13 protein-coding genes and 4 tRNA genes are annotated in these 17,733 nt (G+C 63.0%); 4 read left to right on the top strand and 13 right to left on the bottom strand.

Going from position 1 to position 17,733, the window contains the following annotated elements:
• Nucleotides 1-37: 37 nt before the first annotated feature.
• Nucleotides 38-1,729, top strand: a complete 1,692-nt coding sequence (locus CXQ81_RS12445) for a molecular chaperone HscC (RefSeq protein ID WP_101337331.1) — start codon at nt 38-40, stop codon at nt 1,727-1,729.
• Here CXQ81_RS12445 and CXQ81_RS12440 read toward each other — a convergent pair.
• The 12 genes from CXQ81_RS12440 to gltX form a co-directional block, all read right to left on the bottom strand.
• Nucleotides 1,726-4,410: a DUF805 domain-containing protein gene (locus CXQ81_RS12440; RefSeq protein ID WP_101337330.1), complete on the bottom strand. Its 2,685-nt coding sequence runs from the start codon at nt 4,408-4,410 to the stop codon at nt 1,726-1,728. The genes CXQ81_RS12445 and CXQ81_RS12440 overlap by 4 nt on opposite strands.
• Nucleotides 4,407-5,105 carry a DUF1266 domain-containing protein gene (locus CXQ81_RS12435; protein WP_101337329.1) on the bottom strand — a complete coding sequence of 233 codons (699 nt, stop codon included), beginning with the start codon at nt 5,103-5,105 and terminating at the stop codon, nt 4,407-4,409. The genes CXQ81_RS12440 and CXQ81_RS12435 overlap by 4 nt, the downstream gene beginning before the upstream one ends.
• Before the next feature lie 186 nt (nt 5,106-5,291).
• Entirely contained in the window at nt 5,292-5,738 is a 447-nt protein-coding gene (locus CXQ81_RS12430) for an Hsp20 family protein (protein ID WP_101337328.1), read from the bottom strand.
• 120 nt (nt 5,739-5,858) lie between these two features.
• Nucleotides 5,859-6,818 carry a tRNA-dihydrouridine synthase gene (locus CXQ81_RS12425; RefSeq protein ID WP_085530322.1) on the bottom strand — a complete coding sequence of 320 codons (960 nt, stop codon included), beginning with the start codon at nt 6,816-6,818 and terminating at the stop codon, nt 5,859-5,861.
• Nucleotides 6,819-6,918: 100 nt separating this feature from the next.
• On the bottom strand, nt 6,919-7,356 hold the full coding sequence (locus CXQ81_RS12420; protein ID WP_009048091.1) for a thioesterase family protein: 438 nt from the start codon (nt 7,354-7,356) through the stop codon (nt 6,919-6,921).
• 48 nt (nt 7,357-7,404) lie between these two features.
• On the bottom strand, nt 7,405-8,238 hold the full coding sequence (locus tag CXQ81_RS12415) for an alpha/beta fold hydrolase (RefSeq protein ID WP_053260331.1): 834 nt from the start codon (nt 8,236-8,238) through the stop codon (nt 7,405-7,407).
• Between the two features lie 29 nt (nt 8,239-8,267).
• The gene (locus CXQ81_RS12410) at nt 8,268-8,807 is read right to left on the bottom strand and encodes a TetR/AcrR family transcriptional regulator (protein WP_007922012.1); all 540 of its coding nucleotides are present in this window, start codon (nt 8,805-8,807) and stop codon (nt 8,268-8,270) included.
• A 182-nt stretch (nt 8,808-8,989) separates the two neighbouring features.
• Nucleotides 8,990-9,065: transfer RNA gene (locus CXQ81_RS12405), tRNA-Glu, on the bottom strand.
• An 80-nt stretch (nt 9,066-9,145) separates the two neighbouring features.
• Nucleotides 9,146-9,221, bottom strand: a tRNA-Ala gene (locus tag CXQ81_RS12400).
• 53 nt (nt 9,222-9,274) lie between these two features.
• Nucleotides 9,275-9,350: transfer RNA gene (locus CXQ81_RS12395), tRNA-Glu, on the bottom strand.
• Nucleotides 9,351-9,428: 78 nt separating this feature from the next.
• Nucleotides 9,429-9,504 (bottom strand) — tRNA-Ala (locus tag CXQ81_RS12390).
• 225 nt (nt 9,505-9,729) lie between these two features.
• Nucleotides 9,730-11,211, bottom strand: coding sequence for a glutamate--tRNA ligase (gltX, locus tag CXQ81_RS12385; protein WP_101337327.1), 1,482 nt, complete (start codon nt 11,209-11,211; stop codon nt 9,730-9,732).
• A 236-nt stretch (nt 11,212-11,447) separates the two neighbouring features.
• Between gltX and CXQ81_RS12380 the strand changes: the two genes are divergently transcribed.
• Nucleotides 11,448-12,506, top strand: coding sequence for an HlyD family secretion protein (locus CXQ81_RS12380; RefSeq protein ID WP_101337326.1), 1,059 nt, complete (start codon nt 11,448-11,450; stop codon nt 12,504-12,506).
• Between the two features lie 49 nt (nt 12,507-12,555).
• Nucleotides 12,556-14,046, top strand: coding sequence for an MDR family MFS transporter (locus CXQ81_RS12375; RefSeq protein WP_178081099.1), 1,491 nt, complete (start codon nt 12,556-12,558; stop codon nt 14,044-14,046).
• Nucleotides 14,047-14,167: 121 nt separating this feature from the next.
• Here the strand turns inward: CXQ81_RS12375 and uvrB are convergent, their stop codons facing one another.
• Entirely contained in the window at nt 14,168-16,183 is a 2,016-nt protein-coding gene (uvrB, locus tag CXQ81_RS12370; RefSeq protein WP_101337324.1) for an excinuclease ABC subunit UvrB, read from the bottom strand.
• A 336-nt stretch (nt 16,184-16,519) separates the two neighbouring features.
• Between uvrB and CXQ81_RS12365 the strand changes: the two genes are divergently transcribed.
• Nucleotides 16,520-17,716 carry an amino acid aminotransferase gene (locus CXQ81_RS12365; protein WP_007923727.1) on the top strand — a complete coding sequence of 399 codons (1,197 nt, stop codon included), beginning with the start codon at nt 16,520-16,522 and terminating at the stop codon, nt 17,714-17,716.
• Nucleotides 17,717-17,733 lie beyond the last annotated feature (17 nt).

Genomic DNA, 17,733 nt, shown 5'->3' with positions numbered 1-17,733 from the left:
TAGGGTCGCGTTTTTTGTGACGCCCACGAGATCGATCATGCAGGATGCAACCCTCCCCCGCCCGGCCCTTCTGGGCATTGACCTTGGCACCACCAACAGCCTGATCGCCGTCTGGCAGGACGGCCGCGCCCAGTTGATCCCCAACGCCCTCGGCGATGTCCTGACCCCGTCGGTGGTCAGCCTCGATGAAGACGACAGCATCCTGGTGGGCAAGGCTGCGCGGGCCCGCCTGACGACCCACCCGGAACGCACGGCCGCGGCCTTCAAGCGCTTCATGGGCAGCGACAAGCGCCTCGAACTGGGCGGCCGGCCGTTCAGCCCGGAAGAACTCTCGGCGCTGGTGATCGGCTCGCTCAAACAGGATGCCGAAGCCTTTCTCGGCCATCCGGTACAGGAAGCGGTGATTTCGGTGCCCGCCTACTTCAGCGACGAACAACGCAAGCGCACGCTGTTCGCCGCCGAACTGGCGGGCCTGACGGTGTCGCGGCTGATCAACGAGCCGACCGCGGCCGCCATGGCCTACGGACTGCATGAACAGAAGTTCGAACGCACGCTGATCTTCGACCTGGGCGGCGGCACCTTCGACGTCACGGTGCTGGAATACGCACTGCCGCTGATTGAGGTGCATGCCTCCACCGGCGACAACTTCCTGGGCGGCGAGGACTTTACCGAGGCCTTGTTGCAGGCCTGCCTCAAGGACTGGCAACTCACCCCGGCGCAGATCGACGCCCAGGGCATGGCCAGCCTGGGCGACGCCCTGGAGCAGCTCAAGTGCGCACTCGCCGAAGGCACTCAGTCACTGAGCTGGCGCCATGGGGACACCTCGCATGAATGGACGCTGGACGAAGCGCTGGCACTGAAGATCTGGGAACCGCTGCTGGCCCGCTTGCGAGCGCCCATCGAACAGGCCCTGCGCGATGCCCGCCTCAAGCCTCGCGACCTCGACAGCCTGGTGCTGGTGGGTGGCGCCACCCGGATGCCGGCGGTGCAGCAGATGGTCGCCACCCTGTTCGGCCGCCTGCCTTACCGCCATCTCGACCCGGATACGATCGTCGCGCTGGGCGCCGCCACCCAGGCCGCCTGCAAGGCCCGAGACGGGGCCATCGAAGAACTGATCCTGACTGACGTCTGCCCCTACACCCTGGGGATTTCCACCCGTCGCGGCGAACAGGTCAGCGGGGCCTTTTCGCCGATCATCGAACGCAACACGGTAATCCCGACCTCACGGGTGCAGCAGTTCTACACCACACATCCGCATCAGGCGTTTATCCGCATCGAGGTGTACCAGGGCGAACGGCCCTGGGTACGGGACAATATTTTCATCGACGCCTTCGACGTGCCCCTGACACCCAGCGAACAGATCCAGTCCCTGGACGTGCGCTTCAGCTATGACATCAATGGCCTGCTCGAAGTCGACGTCACCCTGCTGGCCAGCGGCGAACGCCATAGCCACAGCATTGACCGCAGCCCCACCGGGCTCGATGCGCAATCCCGGCAAACCAGCCATGAGCGGCTGACCGCGCTGAAAATCCATCCTCGCGACGCCCTGCCCAACCGCACCCTGCTGGCACGCCTGGAACGGGCGTGGATGCAAAGCCTGGGCGACGAGCGCGAGCGCATCGCCGACTGGCTGGACACCTTCACCACCGTGCTCGGCGACCAGCAACCAGCGCAAATCGCCAGCCATCGAACCCAGCTGAACAAGGCGCTGGACCAGCTGCGTCTCTAGCCGTTGAGCCGCCGCAAACAGGCCTGCAAACCACCGGGCAGCGCGTCTTCACCCGCGCTGTCCGGCGGTACGCCATAGCGGTTGGGCAGCTTGTCGCCGGGAAAGGCGAACAGGATCAGCGACAGAAATGGAAAGAACACCGACAGGCCGCCCAGCACCAGCAAGGTCGGGATACCACGCCCCATGTCATGCAGGCGGCGCAGAATCACCCCGAGCAAAAACAGGCTGCCCAGCAATGACACAACGATCGCGGACAGCGACGTACCGCTGAACAACGCGGCCAGCGGGGTGACCAGCACAGCGCCCAGCACCTGCCAGAAAAACGCCCCGCGTCCCAGCCGTGTGCCCAGACGCCAGAAAGCCGTGGCGGGCGTCGGACGGCTGTCGCCCTTGGCCAGCAGCAGACGCTCGCTCCAGGACAGCAGCGCACTGAAGGCAAACCGCAGGCCGAGTCCGTGTTCCGGGTTGTCCTTGGCCCGCTGCATGCGCAGCAGCACTTTCTGCCGAGGCACCCCGGCACTGCCGTAACGCACCAGCCCCTTGAGCACATCGAGGGCCAGGTAAAAAGCCTCGCTGTCGATCCCTTCGTCTTCGACCAGCGTCTGCTGCGGCGGCCGTGGCGGCTCGCCCTTGATCAAACCGTGGCGGAAGCCGTCGAACCAGTCCTGGGGATTGGTGATTTCGGTAATCCGGTCGAGCAGGTATCGACGCTGCTGCGCATCGATCACCGGGTCGTGATACAGCACACCGCTCAAGAGCATGCGCCCGAGCAAATCGTCCGCGAAGGCGTGCAGGTCGCTGCGCAGGCATGCGAACAAGCGCTCATTGCTCAACAACCGCGCACTGTCGAGCGCTTCCTGAACGCCAAGCAATTGCCGGTCGAGCAAGGCATGCAGCGGATCCGCCAATTGCAGCCAGCCGAGCAAACCGCTCAGGTCGCCCTGTTCGCGCTGCAAGTGGGCAAGCTGCGGCTGCAGCCGGCTGAGCGGATGGGACGGATTGAGCGTCAGGCGCTCCAGGCACCGCGAGTCGATCAATTGCCACCAACGCTCCGGCTGCTCCAGCAACGCCATCAGGAACCGCGTATGGGCGTACCAGTGCCAGACCGCCTCTCCCGTCCCTGGCGGCGGCAACACTACGCCATGCTGGCTCAGTTGCAGCAGCAGGTTCAGTTCCGACAAATCGCTAGCGGCATCCGTATCGCTCAATTCGAAAGACTCGGCGATACGCTCCAGGGCAGCGTGACCGTAAGGACGCAATCGGCGCAGCCACACACGGCAGATCTTATGCGGCTCACCGGTTGTCAGCGCAGCGGCCAGTTGTGCCGAAGCCGCGCCCTCATCGATGAAGGCATTCATCGCCAACGGAATCGGCGCCTGGCTCAACCAGCGCAGGTGCTGCCCGGCCTGATCCTTGAACCCGCTCAGCACCAGGCCTTCGAGGGCATCCAGCGGCTGCGGCTCGTCCAGCACCTGTTGCAACAGGTCTGCTGCGCCACGGTGCAAGGCCCAGGCATGCCGGTACAGGCGCAACAACCGGGTGTCGGTGTGCTGGCCCAGCAACTGCGCTAGCAAGGGCAACTCGTCGCCGGTCATCCGCCAATCGATAAAGGCCTGCGCCAACCCCTGCAGCTCGAGCCGGCCAACGCCGAGCCAGCGGATCAGCGTCTCGGGACGTTGTGAAGGGCTGCCGTATTCCTGGGTGACATGGGCGAGATCGGTGGACCAGCCGCTGAAATGCTCCAGACGATCAAATGCCTGGATCAGCAGCGGCAAAAAGTCCGGCTGACGTTTGGCACACAACGCCAGCAATTGGCTCTCGGCCTTGGGATGACGATGCTCCTGCCAAAGCCGGCCCCAGCAAGGCAACGCCTGATCGTCCAGCCCCAGCAGGCTGTTCTGGCACGCCAGCAGGTAAAGCCAGTCCACATCATCCGGGGCTTCGCGCTGCTGCTCGATGCACAACTGCAGCAGCCCCTGGCCACCGATGCCCGCCTGGGTGAATTGCACCAGCAAGCGCTTGATGAAGAGCGCATCGTTCGGCAACGGTAGGCAGGTGTGTTGGCTGGCGAAGCCTTCGTATTCGTGGAGCGGTCGCCGGTCGAAGATGAAGTCGAGACTGCGCGCGTACCACAGGCTTTCGGTCTGCGCCGGTTCCGACCAATTCCCCATCAGCACCGTGTCGAATGGGTCTGGGGTCTTGATCCGGTTCAGATAGTCCTCGACATGACGGGCCTGATCGAACCCCAGCTCCAGCAACTGATGCTCCCAGCCCATGCGCTGGGCCAGCAGGCCCGCGCAACGATGGGACAGCGGCCCGGCGTTGGCCGTCCGCCCGAACAACTCCCAGCGCAGGTCATCGAGCATACCGAGCGGCAGTTGATCCAGTGTCTTGATAAAGGCCTGCCAGGCCTCAGGATTGAAGCGCCGCGCCGGATCACTCAGCAGCGCATCAAAATCGAGGATGGCCTGTGCAGGCTCAGGCTCGTTCTCCCGCGCCGCTTCAGGTTCCTGCTCGTTGTCACGCACCAGCCGCAGGGCACTCTCGTAGGCCTGGCGCAGTGCCTGGAAGCCTTCGGGATCGGTCTCCGGGTGATGCTCCGGCAGACGGGCACGATAGGCATTGCGAATCAGCGTTTCATCGGTGGTAGGGTCGATCCCCAACTGTATCCAGCAACTCATGACCAGGCGAACTCCTCAAGCGACGCCGGACGCTGCGGCAAATCGAGATCCAGGTGCCATGGCAAGTCCGCTAGACAATCCGCCATGTTTTGCGCAAGCCCCTGGGCGATCATCAGGCTGTTGGGGTTCTCCCCCTGTCGATCCAGCTCGTAAGCCAGTTCGTCGTCGCTATTGCCCAGGCAACCCCAAAACGCGCGGCCAACCAGGAAACCATTGAAATAGGCGAACCAGCTGCCGTAGTGGTATTGCGCCCTGACCGCCAGCCGGCCGTGCAGCCACAGGCTCTCGGCCAGATCGATCCACTGGTTACGCACGCCGCAACGCAAGAGAAAACCCATTCGCCCGTAATCCCAGGCCAGGATCCCGCCCGGGCCGCAAGCACCAAAGGTACGGCTGGCGAACTCATGCAGGATGCGTTCACGGGGCTCGAGGGTCTCGAGCAGGGCCTGCCACTCGCTCGGCAGGCAGCGCTGCCAGGCGCGATAGGCGTCGTCGAGGCGGGCGGCATGACCGTGGTCAGTCATCTTTTCCAGCATGTCCAGCAACTGCCGTCGGTCACCAATGCCCCAACTGCCTTGCAGGTCGATGGAGTCCGGGCCGGGGTAGAACGCGGGGTTGTCGTATCCGGCGCGAGGGTTGAGCGCAACCATCGGCGCAGAGAGGCTCCACAGCCAGCGCTGGTGTATCTCGTCCATGAAAAAGGCTCCAAGCCGACCAGTGAGGAATGGGGGGTCGGCAAAACTGCGGCGGATTGTAGAGAAAGCGCCGCAACGCGGCAAAGGCGAACGATGATTTTCCCAGGCATAAAAAAGGCCCCGACTTGTCGGGGCCTTTTTCAGCGACTCAGCGCTCGATCAAACGCCTGTGTGGCGGCGCATGGATCAATGCTGCAGGGCTGGCTTCTGCGTCCCGTTGATCGGGATGCGTTTGGCTTTCGCCTCTTCCGGGATCACTCGCAGCAGGTCGATGCTCAACAGACCGTTGCTCAGGCTGGCGGCCTTGATCTCGATGTGATCGGCCAGACGGAAGGACAGCTTGAAGGCACGCTGGGCGATGCCCTGGTGCAGGAAGGTGACGCCTTCGTTCGCGTCGCGTTTGCCGCCACTGATGGTCAGCACGCCCTTCTCGACTTGCAGCTCCAGGTCTTCTTCCTGGAACCCGGCGGCGGCCACGACGATGCGGTACTGGTCGTCGCCGTGCTTTTCGACGTTGTAGGGCGGATAGGTGCTGCCTGGCTCATTGCGCAGGGCGGTTTCGAACAGGTCGTTGAAACGGTCGAAACCCACCGAGGAACGGAACAGTGGTGCGAGGGAAAATGCAGTACTCATGGTTCAAATCTCCTGAAAACAATCAGCAAGTTTTTTGTCTCCGCGACCCGAATTCGGCATCGCGTAACCCTTAGATAGGGACCGCCGATTGCATTTCAAGAGACTTTTCGCAGATTTTTTTCAGGCCGCCTCGGCCACCGGCAAGCCCAGCAAACGCGAGACTTGATCCGGTTCGGTTTCGCGACGCAGGACGGTGAACAGCGCCACCGCCTCGGGATAATTGCGGGTCAGCATCGCCAGCCACTGCTTCAGGCGACCCGGCGATTGGCGAGCCGTCATCTGCGCCTTGGCTTGCAGCCAGAAGTCCTGGATCAGCGGCATCAGCTCGGCCCAGGTCATCTCGACCACCTCTTCCCCGGCCCGCGCGGCGGCGATTTGCCGGGCCAGGTCCGGACGCGACACCAGGCCACGGCCGAGCATGATGTCTTCCACGCCGCTGATTTCGCGGCAGCGGCGCCAGTCTTCGACGCTCCAGATATCACCGTTGGCGAACACCGGCACCTTGACCACGTCCTGCACCCGCGGAATCCACTCCCAGTGCGCCGGCGGCTTGTAGCCGTCGACCTTGGTCCGCGCATGCACCACGATATGTTCCGCGCCGCCTTCGGCCAGCGCCGTGGCGCACACCAGCGAGCCATCCGGGCTGTCGAAGCCGAGGCGCATCTTGGCGGTCACCGGGATGTGCGCAGGCACGGCACGCCGCACCTGCTCGACGATCTGGTTGAGCAGCTCTGGCTCCTTAAGCAGCACCGCACCGCCACGGGATTTGTTGACGGTCTTGGCCGGGCAGCCGAAGTTCAGGTCGATGACTTCGGAACCGAGCTCGCAGGCCAGGGCGGCGTTTTCCGCCAGGCACACCGGATCGGAACCCAGCAGTTGCACCCGCAGCGGCACGCCGGACGCGGTCCGGGCGCCGTTCAACAACTCGGGGCCGAACTTGTGGAAATAGGCCGGTGTGAGCAACTGATCGTTGACCCGGATGAACTCGGTCACGCACCAGTCGATACCACCGACCCGGGTCAGTACATCCCGCAGGATGTCATCGACCAACCCTTCCATGGGCGCCAAAGCAATTTGCATGAATCACACTCAACGTAAAACGCGGTAAAAAAACGTGCGGCAGTTTACTGGGTTTCGCTGGGAAGCAGGTATTTCAACGGGTGGATGGTCGCGGGCCGGTTCAGCTCGCCCCTTGCAACGCCGGCCCATAACCCTCGAGAAACTCCGCCGGCATGCGCTTGGGCTTGCCGCTGGACAGCTCGATGCAGACAAAGGTGGTCTGGGCCCGCAGCAAGGTAGTGCCATCGCTCGGACGCACCAGTTGGAAGCGTCGCGACATCTTCAGGCGCTGGTCCCAGTCGACGATCCAGGTCGCCAGTTGCAGCTCGTCGCCTTCATAGGCCGCCGCCAGGTAGTCGATCTCGTGGCGTACCACCGCCATGGCCCGATCCAGGCGGCGGTATTCGCTCAGGTCCAGGCCCAGGCGCTGGGAATGACGCCAGGCGCAACGCTCCAGCCAAGTGACGTACACCGCATTGTTGGCGTGCCCCAAGCCGTCGATGTCTTCGGCACCTACCTGCAGATCGATGATAAATGGCGTTGCCAGATCCCAGCCCATGCCCCACTCCCGGTCAGATTATTCGACCGGGGCAGTGTAACGGATTGCTCAGGCGGATTGGCGCGCTTGCAGGCTGCGGCCGGCCAACAGCGTCAGCACACCCTCGATCAGCCGCGGATCGGCCAATACGCGCTGATGCCCGCCCTCCTTCAGGCGCAACAAGCGGCTGTCGAACCAGGCGTCGTGGATCAGTTCGGACTCCTTGACCGGGACAAAGCAATCATCTTCGGCATGCACGATCAACCCGGGCATGTCCAACTGGTAATGCGCGACATCCAGGGCCGCGGCGCGCATGCCGACATCCTGCTCCACCTGGCGGATAAAGGCCGAGCGTGCCTTGGGTGGCAGGCGCACATAACGGGCGAAGCCGCGCAGGACGCCGAGTATCCGCGCCGGGGCGGCGATGCTGACCAGGGTCTCGGTACGCAAGCCCAGCTGCACCGCCAGCATGGCGCTGGCGCCCCCCATGGAATGGCCGATGACCGCGCGCAGCGGCGGTAACTCCGCGGCGGCTTCGAGCATCGCCCGGGCAAACAGCATCACATTGGCCTCGCGACCGGGAGAACGCCCGTGGGCGGGACCGTCCAGCGCCACGACGCTGTAGCCGGCGCCCACCAGCGCATCGATCAGGCTGGCAAATTGCGTGGGGCGGCCTTCCCAACCGTGCATCAGCAGCACCGCCGGCCCCTGGCCCCAGCGCAATGCCGAGAGCCCGAAGCGCAGGGTAATGCGCTCCGAACGCGCCAGCAGCGGCAGCTCCCAGTCACGCGGCAGCCGCTCGCGCGGCGTCATGAAGGCCAGTCGCATCTTGCTGGCGACCAGCTTCGGTGCAACCCAGCCCAAGGTGCCGTTAACGCCACGAACCCAACTTAACGTGCTCATCGCTTCTCTCCTCAGGCCAGCGCCTCAGGTCATAGCACCGCCGACTTGGCAGCGCGCAGTAAACGGTCCGACAGCTCACCGGCTCCCAGCGCCCGGGCCAGGGACAAGCCGCCCACCATCAGGGCCAGATCGGCCAGGGCCTTGTCGGTGTCTTCGGGGGTGGTCGCCAACTGAGCCAGCATCAGCTCGATGTGTTCATTCAGGACTTTGCGGAAATCGTCCGGCAGGCGCCCCATTTCACCGACCGACGCAGGGATCGGGCAGGCCTGCTCGGTGGAATCGCGGTGCTTGCGCGACAGATAGAACGCTGCCACCAGCGCTCGCCGCTCTTCGCCGGTCAACGATGCGTCCATATCGGCAATCAGGCCCCGGCGCTGGGCCAGCAATTGACTGAACGCTTCCAGCATCAGGGCGTCCTTGCTTTCGAAATGCGCGTAGAAACCACCGACCGTCAGGCCCGCGGCACCCATCACTTCGCCCACGCTCGGCTCGGCCGGGCCACGCTGCACCAGCGCGGTGCTGGCGGCCTGGAGAATGCGCTCGCGGGTTTGAGCTTTTTTATCGTTCATCGTTGCCTCCGAATATTACGATCAAAATATTATTCTCATAATAAATTTTCGCAAGTCGTTAGTGTGACCGTCGGTCAGGAGAACAGTGTGAGGAGAAAGGGAGAATTGGCCAAACGCCAGACAAACAAAAGGGCCATTCAATAATTGAATGACCCTTATAAATCCCGCAGAGCGGGTAAACGTGGCGTCCCCTAGGGGACTCGAACCCCTGTTACCGCCGTGAAAGGGCGGTGTCCTAGGCCACTAGACGAAGGGGACACAAACCCTTCTATACAACTGATCAGTGCTGAGAGCTGATCGATTCAAGGCCGGTGTGGCCAGACCTTGAACTGTAAAATTGGTGGAGCTAGACGGGATCGAACCGTCGACCTCTTGCATGCCATGCAAGCGCTCTCCCAGCTGAGCTATAGCCCCAGATTTTTCGCCTCGCGGCGGAGCGACATCTTGCAACATCGCTTCTGTAAAACTGGCGTCCCCTAGGGGACTCGAACCCCTGTTACCGCCGTGAAAGGGCGGTGTCCTAGGCCACTAGACGAAGGGGACGCAAACCCTTCTAACAACTGATCAGCGCTGAGAACTGATCGATTCAAGGCCGGTGTGGCCAGACCTTGAACTGTAAATTGGTGGAGCTAGACGGGATCGAACCGTCGACCTCTTGCATGCCATGCAAGCGCTCTCCCAGCTGAGCTATAGCCCCTCGTCGGTGAGGACGGGGCGAATCTTAAGGGCGTATCGGAAGGCTGTCAATTTTTTTTTCAGCTTTTTTTAAAAAAATTTGCCGGCATAACAATCACTTACCGCCCTCCCCCGTAAATCCGGGGCTTTTTCCGACCGTTGTGCCCTCCAGCAACGGTCGCGATCTCACTTCTTGCGCAGGTCCGTGGGAGCCAGCATGCCGGCTCCCGCGAATCAGCAGGCTGAATCAGGCGATCGCGCCCAGCAGCTTTTCCCACTCTTTGTTTTCTTTCTTCGACACGCCACCCAGCAGGTCGATGGCCTGGCGCAGACGGAAACGGGTCAGGTCCGGGCCCAGAATTTCCATGGCATCGAGCACCGAGACCGAGCTGGCCTGACCGGTGATAGCGGCGAACATCAGCGGCATGGCATCACGCAGCTTCAGTTCCAGGGATTCGACCACGGCCTGGATGGTCGCGGTGATGCTGTCCTTTTCCCACTGGCGCAGGCTTTCCAGCTTCCACAGGATCAGTTGCATCAGTTGCCGCACCTGATCGCCCGAAAGCTTCTTCGACTCGAACAGCTTGGCATCCGGGGTCACGCCACCGGCGAAGAAGAACCCGGCCAGCGGTGCGATCTGGCTGAAGGTTTCCACCCGGCCTTGCACGTGCGGCGCGATCTTCCTCAGGTATTCGGGGTTCAACGCCCAGGTCTGCACGCGGCTGGCAAACTCTTCCACCGGCAGGTCGCGCAACCACTGGCCATTGAGCCAGGACAGTTTCTCGATATCGAAAATCGGTCCACCCAGGGAGACGCGCGACAGGTCGAAGTTGTCGACCATTTCCTGCAGCGAGAACTTCTCGCGCTCGTCCGGCATCGACCAGCCCATGCGGCCCAGGTAATTGAGCATGGCTTCCGGCATGAAGCCCATGCGCTCGTAGAAAGTCACGGAGGTCGGGTTCTTGCGTTTGGACAGCTTGCTCTTGTCCGGGTTGCGCAGCAGCGGCATGTAGCACAGCTGCGGCTGCTCCCAGCCGAAATACTCGTAGAGCAGAATCAGTTTCGGCGCCGAAGGCAGCCATTCTTCGCCACGCAATACGTGGGTGATGCCCATCAGGTGGTCGTCGACCACGTTGGCCAGGAAGTAGGTCGGCAGGCCATCGGTCTTCATCAGCACCTGCATGTCCATGCGATCCCACGGGATCTCGACATCGCCACGCAGCATGTCCGGCACCACGCAGACGCCTTCGCTCGGCACCTTCATGCGGATCACGTGCGGTTCGCCAGCGGCCAGGCGCCGCGCGACCTCTTCCTTGGACAGCAGCAGCGCGCGACCGTCGTAGCGCGGCGTCTCGCCACGGGCCATCTGCTCGGCGCGCATCTGGTCCAGTTCTTCGGCGGTGCAGAAGCACGGGAAGGCATGGCCCATGTCGACCAACTGCTGGGTGTACTTCTGGTAGATCTCGCTACGTTCGCTCTGCCGGTAAGGGCCGTGCGGGCCGCCCACGTCCGGGCCTTCGCTCCAGTTGATGCCCAACCAGCGCAAGGCGTCGAAAATCTGCTGCTCGGACTCGCGGGTCGAACGCAGTTGATCGGTGTCTTCGATGCGCAGGATGAACTCACCGCCATGCTGCTTGGCGAAGCAGTAGTTGAACAAGGCGATGTAAGCGGTACCTACGTGGGGGTCCCCGGTAGGCGATGGCGCGATGCGCGTGCGGACGGTGGTCATGGCATGTCTCGGAAAGAATATGAAAAGCGAAGATCAAACAAGAGGCGAATGGTAACAGGCGATGCCGGCCCCGCTCCAGTGAGCAGGGCATTTAAGCCAAGGTTGAGGCCACTCGAGTCGCCCGGGCCGCCGAACCGTCGATTGTCCGCCCGTGGCATTTACCACTGGTCGGCCGTATGCCAGATTCGCCCTCTGACAAATTTCCTTACATTTACCTGAGCTCAGCCTGCCGCCCCATGCCAGTTCAACTCAAGCGTCGCCTGTTTATTTTCCTGTTCCTGGTCCTGCTGATTGCCCTGGGCTTTCTGGCGCAGTGGTTTTTCCATGGACGCTTTTATGAAAGCACCGATAACGCCTATGTCCAGGGTGAAATCACCCGCGTTTCCAGCCAGCTTGGCGCGCGCATCGACGAGGTGCTGGTGCAGGACAACCAGCACGTCGAAAAAGGCCAGTTGCTGATCAGGCTCGAAGGCGATGATTTCCACCTCGCCGTGGATCGCGCCAATGCCACCCTGGCCACCCGCGAGGCCGAACGCCTGCAAGCCCAGAGCAGACTCACGCAACAGGCCAGCCTGATCGCCGCCGGCGAGGCCCAGGTGGCCTCCAGCCAGGCCAGCCTCGGGCGCTCGCAGATCGACCTGTCCCGCGCGCAAACCCTGCGCAAACCGGGTTATGTCTCCGAAGAGCGGGTCACCACCCTGTCCGCCGACAACCATATCGCCCGCTCGCAAGTGGCCAAGGCCCAGGCCGACCTGCAAGGCCAGCGCCAGCAGGTCAATGCCCTGAGCGCCGAGATCAAGCGCCTCGACGCGCAGATCGCCAATGCCCGCACCGACCTGGCCCAGGCCGAGCTGAACCTGACCCGCAGCGAAATCCACGCCCCCATCAGCGGCCTGATCGGCCAGCGCGCGGCGCGTAATGGCCAGTACGTACAGGCTGGGGCCTATCTGCTGTCGATCGTGCCGGACCAGGACTGGGTTCAGGCCAACTTCAAGGAAACCCAGATCGGCCATATGCAACCGGGACAAAAGGCCGAGCTGCTGTTCGACGCCTACGGCGACACGCCGATCGAAGCCCGCGTCGACAGCCTGTTCGCCGCCTCGGGCGCGCAGTTCAGCCTGCTGCCGCCGGACAACGCCACCGGCAACTTCACCAAGGTGGTGCAGCGCATTCCGGTGAAACTGACCTTTGCCGCCGACAACCCGCTGCACGGCAAGATCCGCCCGGGCATGTCAGTCACCGTCAAAGTGAATATCCAGCCCCTGAACCCAGACCCCTCGAACGATGGCCGGTGACCAACTGTTGCGCCCGGTCGGCGAACCGACCCGGCGCGACTGGATCGCGGTGATGAGCGTGATGCTCGGCGCCTTCATGGCGGTGCTGGACATCCAGATCACCAACGCCTCGCTCAAGGACATCCAGGGCGCGCTGTCGGCAACCCTCGAAGAAGGCTCGTGGATCTCCACTTCCTATCTGGTGGCGGAGATCATCATGATCCCCCTCACCGCCTGGCTGGTGCAGCTGCTGTCGGCGCGGCGCCTGGCGGTCTGGGTCTCGGCGGGCTTCCTGATCGCCTCCCTGCTCTGCTCCATGGCCTGGAGCCTGGAAAGCATGATCGTGTTCCGCGCCCTGCAGGGCTTTACCGGCGGCGCACTGATCCCGCTGGCGTTCACCCTGACCCTGATCAAGCTCCCCGAGCACCATCGCGCCAAGGGCATGGCCATGTTCGCCATGACCGCCACCTTCGCCCCGTCCATCGGCCCGACCCTGGGGGGCTGGCTCACGGAGCACTGGGGCTGGGAATACATCTTCTATATCAACATCCCGCCCGGCCTGATCATGATCGCCGGCCTGCTCTATGGCCTGGAGAAGAAGGAAGCCCATTGGGAGCTGCTGAAAAGCACCGACTACGCCGGCATTCTCACTCTGGGTGTCGGCCTCGGTTGCCTGCAGGTGTTTCTCGAGGAAGGTCACCGCAAGGACTGGCTGGAATCGAACCTGATCGTCAGCCTGGGCAGCATCGCCCTGCTGAGCCTGATCACCTTTGTCATTGTCCAGGTGTCCAAGCCCAACCCGCTGATCAACCTGGGCATCCTGCGCAACCGCAACTTCGGCCTGTCGAGCATTTCCAGCCTGGGCATGGGCGTCGGGCTGTACGGCTCCATCTATCTGTTGCCGCTGTACCTGGCGCAGATCCAGAGCTACAACGCCTTGCAGATCGGCGAAGTGATCATGTGGATGGGGGTGCCGCAGCTGTTCCTGATTCCGCTGGTGCCGAAGCTGATGCAGTTCATCTCGCCCAAATGGCTGTGCACCTTGGGCTTTGGCCTGTTCGGCCTGGCGAGTTTTTCTTCGGGGGTGCTCAACCCGGACTTCGCCGGACCGCAGTTCAACCAGATCCAGATCATCCGCGCCCTGGGGCAGCCGTTGATCATGGTCACCATTTCTTTGATCGCCACCGCCTACATCCTGCCGCAGGACGCCGGCTCGGCCTCCAGCCTGTTCAACATCCTGCGCAACTTAGGCGGTGCAATCGGCATCGCCCTGCTCGCGACCCTGCTGGATGCGCGGACCAAGACTTACTTCGACTACCTGCGCGAATCCATAGTGCCGAGCAACCCGCAAGTGGCCGAACGCCTGGCGACCCTGGCCGAGAAGTTCGGCAGCGATACCGCCGCCCTCGGCAAACTCAGCGAAATTACCCACCAGCAGGCGCTGATCATGGCCTACAACGACGCCTTCCATTTTGTCGGGATCGCCCTGGGCGTCAGCATGCTGGCGACTCTGCTGACCAAGGCGTTACCGGCCGGGATCAAGGCCGGGGAAGCACACTGACTTGCCAAGGTAACCGCTGTAGCCGCTGCCGCAGGCTGCGATAGGTCCGAAGGCCCTTCAGCGGTAGTGATACCGCCTCGGCCGTACCGGCCAATCGCAGCCTGCGGCAGCGGCTACAAGATCAGACCGTCAGCAAACGCTCGCGCAGCTTGCCGATTTCGTCGCGCATCTGCGCCGCGGCTTCGAACTCCAGGTCGCGGGCCAACTGGTACATCTTCTCTTCGAGCTGGCGAATGCGCTTGGTGATCTCGCTGGGCGAGCGCAGTTCGTTTTCGTAGCGGGCGTTTTCCTCGGCAGCCTTGGCCATGCCTTTGCGCCTCTTGCTGCGCGAACCGGGCACGGTGGCGCCTTCCATGATGTCGGCGACGTCCTTGAACACGCCTTTGGGGGTGATGCCATTGGCCAGGTTGAAGGCGATCTGCTTGTCGCGACGGCGCTCGGTCTCGCCAATCGCCCGCTCCATGGAGCCGGTAATGCGGTCGGCGTAGAGAATCGCCCGGCCGTTGAGGTTACGCGCGGCACGGCCAATGGTCTGGATCAGCGAGCGCTCGGAGCGCAGGAAACCTTCCTTGTCCGCATCGAGAATCGCCACCAGCGACACTTCCGGCATGTCCAGGCCTTCGCGCAGCAGGTTGATCCCTACCAGCACATCGAAGGTGCCCAGGCGCAGGTCGCGGATGATCTCGACCCGCTCCACGGTGTCGATGTCCGAGTGCAGATAACGCACCCGCACACCGTGATCAGCGAGGTAATCGGTCAGGTCCTCGGCCATGCGCTTGGTCAGGGTGGTCACCAGGACCCGCTCTTCCACGGCCACGCGCTTAGTGATTTCCGACAGCAGGTCATCGACCTGGGTCAGCGCCGGACGTACTTCCACCTGCGGGTCGACCAGGCCGGTCGGGCGCACCACCTGCTCGACCACGCGGCCGGCATGCTCGGCTTCATAGTTGCCCGGCGTGGCCGAGACGAAGATGGTCTGCGGGCTGACCCCTTCCCACTCGTCGAAGCGCATCGGCCGGTTGTCCAATGCCGAGGGCAGGCGGAAACCGTACTCCACCAGGGTTTCCTTGCGGGAGCGGTCGCCTTTGTACATGGCGCCGACCTGCGGCACGCTGACGTGGGATTCGTCGATCACCAGCAAGGCGTCCGCCGGCAGGTAATCGTACAGGGTCGGCGGCGCGGCCCCGGCAGGCCGCCCGGACAGGTAGCGCGAGTAGTTTTCGATGCCGTTGCAGTAACCCAGCTCGAGGATCATCTCCAGGTCGAAACGGGTGCGCTGCTCCAGGCGCTGGGCTTCCACCAACTTGTTGTTGCTGCGCAGGTACTCCAGGCGTTCCTGCAACTCGACCTTGATCCCCTCGATGGCATCCAGCAGGGTTTCCCGCGGCGTCACGTAGTGGCTCTTGGGATAGAAGGTGAAACGCGGCAGCTTGCGGATCACTTCGCCGGTCAGCGGGTCGAAAGCGGAGATGCTTTCCACCTCGTCATCGAACAGCTCGATGCGGATCGCCTCCAGGTCGGATTCCGCCGGGTAGATATCGATCACATCGCCGCGCACGCGGAAGGTGGCGCGGGCAAAATCCATGTCGTTGCGGGTGTATTGCAGGTCGGCCAGGCGGCGCAGCAAGGCGCGCTGGTCGAGCTTGTCGCCGCGATCGACGTGCAACACCATCTTCAGATAGGTTTCCGGGCTGCCCAGGCCGTAGATGCACGACACCGTGGTGACGATGATCGCGTCCTTGCGTTCCAGCAGCGCCTTGGTCGCCGACAGGCGCATCTGCTCGATATGGTCGTTGATCGAGGCATCTTTCTCGATAAAGGTGTCGGACGAAGGTACATAGGCTTCCGGCTGGTAGTAGTCGTAGTAGGAAACGAAGTACTCCACCGCGTTGTTCGGGAAGAACGCCTTGAACTCGCCGTACAACTGCGCGGCCAGGGTCTTGTTCGGCGCCAGCACCAGGGTCGGGCGCTGTACCTGGGCGATCACGTTGGCGATGCTGAAGGTCTTGCCCGAGCCGGTCACACCGAGCAGCGTCTGGTGCGCCAGCCCGGCCTCGATGCCCTCGACCATCAGCCGGATGGCCTCCGGCTGGTCGCCGGCGGGCTGGAAGCGGGTGACTAGCTGGAATTCAGACATAACGTACCTCTGGGTTCACTCCAGCACGACGCCGCCGCACAGGAACGAGAAAGGCCACAAACGACGAGTGTCGCCGGGAAAATACTGGATTGTGCTGGATGTGGAGGCAAATTCCACAGCTTTCAAGGCAAAGGTCCCTGGGCCCTGTACGATTTTGACGTTGCAATAAGACTAACGGTCGAAAAATAAACCGAAAAACTTGCCGGAAAAGCCCTTTCAGCTGTCGCCGCGCGCAGTGATGTGCCTCTATACTAGCTCCCCGTTTGTGCACCGCTCTAGTGCATTCGGCTGGAGCGCGACACGTCCCTCCACACTCCATTCAGAGCCGCCGTAATAATGAGCCTGTTCTCCGCTGTCGAAATGGCACCACGCGATCCTATCCTGGGCCTCAACGAAGCATTCAACGCCGATACCCGTACCAACAAGGTCAACCTGGGGGTCGGTGTTTACTGCAACGAGGAGGGGCGAATTCCACTCCTGCGCGCCGTTGTCGAAGCCGAGACGATCCGCGCCGCTCAACATGCCTCCCGTGGCTACCTGCCGATCGACGGTATCGCCGCCTACGACCAGGCCGTGCAGAAGCTGCTGTTCGGCAACGACTCGCCGCTGCTGGCCGCCGGTCGCGTGGTCACCACCCAGGCCGTCGGCGGTACCGGCGCGCTGAAGATCGGCGCCGACTTCCTCAAGCAGCTGCTGCCTGACGCGGTCGTGGCCATCAGCGACCCAAGCTGGGAGAACCACCGCGCGCTGTTCGAAACCGCCGGTTTCCCGGTGCAGAACTACCGCTACTACGACGCCGCCACCCACGACGTGAACCGCGTCGGCCTGCTGGAAGACCTGAATGCCCTGCCAGCCCAGTCGATCGTGGTCCTGCATGCCTGCTGCCACAACCCGACCGGCGTCGACCTGAGCCCGGAAGACTGGAAAAACGTGCTGCAGGTGATCAAGGCGAAAAACCTGGTGCCGTTCCTCGACATGGCCTACCAGGGCTTCGGTGACGGCATCGCCGAAGACGCCGCCGCCGTGCGCCTGTTCGCCGAATCGGGCCTGACCTTCTTCGTCTCCAGCTCGTTCTCCAAGTCGTTCTCGCTGTACGGCGAGCGCGTTGGCGCCCTGTCGATCGTCAGCGAATCGAAAGAAGAAAGCGCGCGCGTGCTGTCGCAGGTCAAGCGCGTGATCCGCACCAACTACTCCAACCCGCCGACCCACGGTGCAAGCATCGTCGCCGCCGTGCTCAACAGCCCGGAACTGCGCGCCCAGTGGGAAGCCGAACTGGCCGAAATGCGCCTGCGGATCCGCGGCATGCGCCTGCAGATGGTCGACCTGCTGGCCAAGGGCGCGCCACAGCGCGACTTCAGCTTCGTGGCCCGTCAGCGCGGCATGTTCTCCTACTCCGGCCTGACCGTCGAACAAGTGACACGCCTGCGCAACGAGTTCGGCATCTACGCCCTGGACACCGGCCGTATCTGCGTGGCCGCGCTGAACCAGAACAACATCGACGTCGTGACCAAGGCCATCATCCAGGTGATCTGAGCCACGCGCGGTGAGTG

It is taken from the genome of Pseudomonas sp. 09C 129 (genome assembly GCF_002843625.1).
In the GTDB taxonomy this organism is placed as follows: domain Bacteria; phylum Pseudomonadota; class Gammaproteobacteria; order Pseudomonadales; family Pseudomonadaceae; genus Aquipseudomonas; species Aquipseudomonas chlororaphis.
The sequence above is the reverse complement of the archived record's forward strand: the minus strand, read 5'-3'. Positions and strand labels throughout refer to the sequence as shown.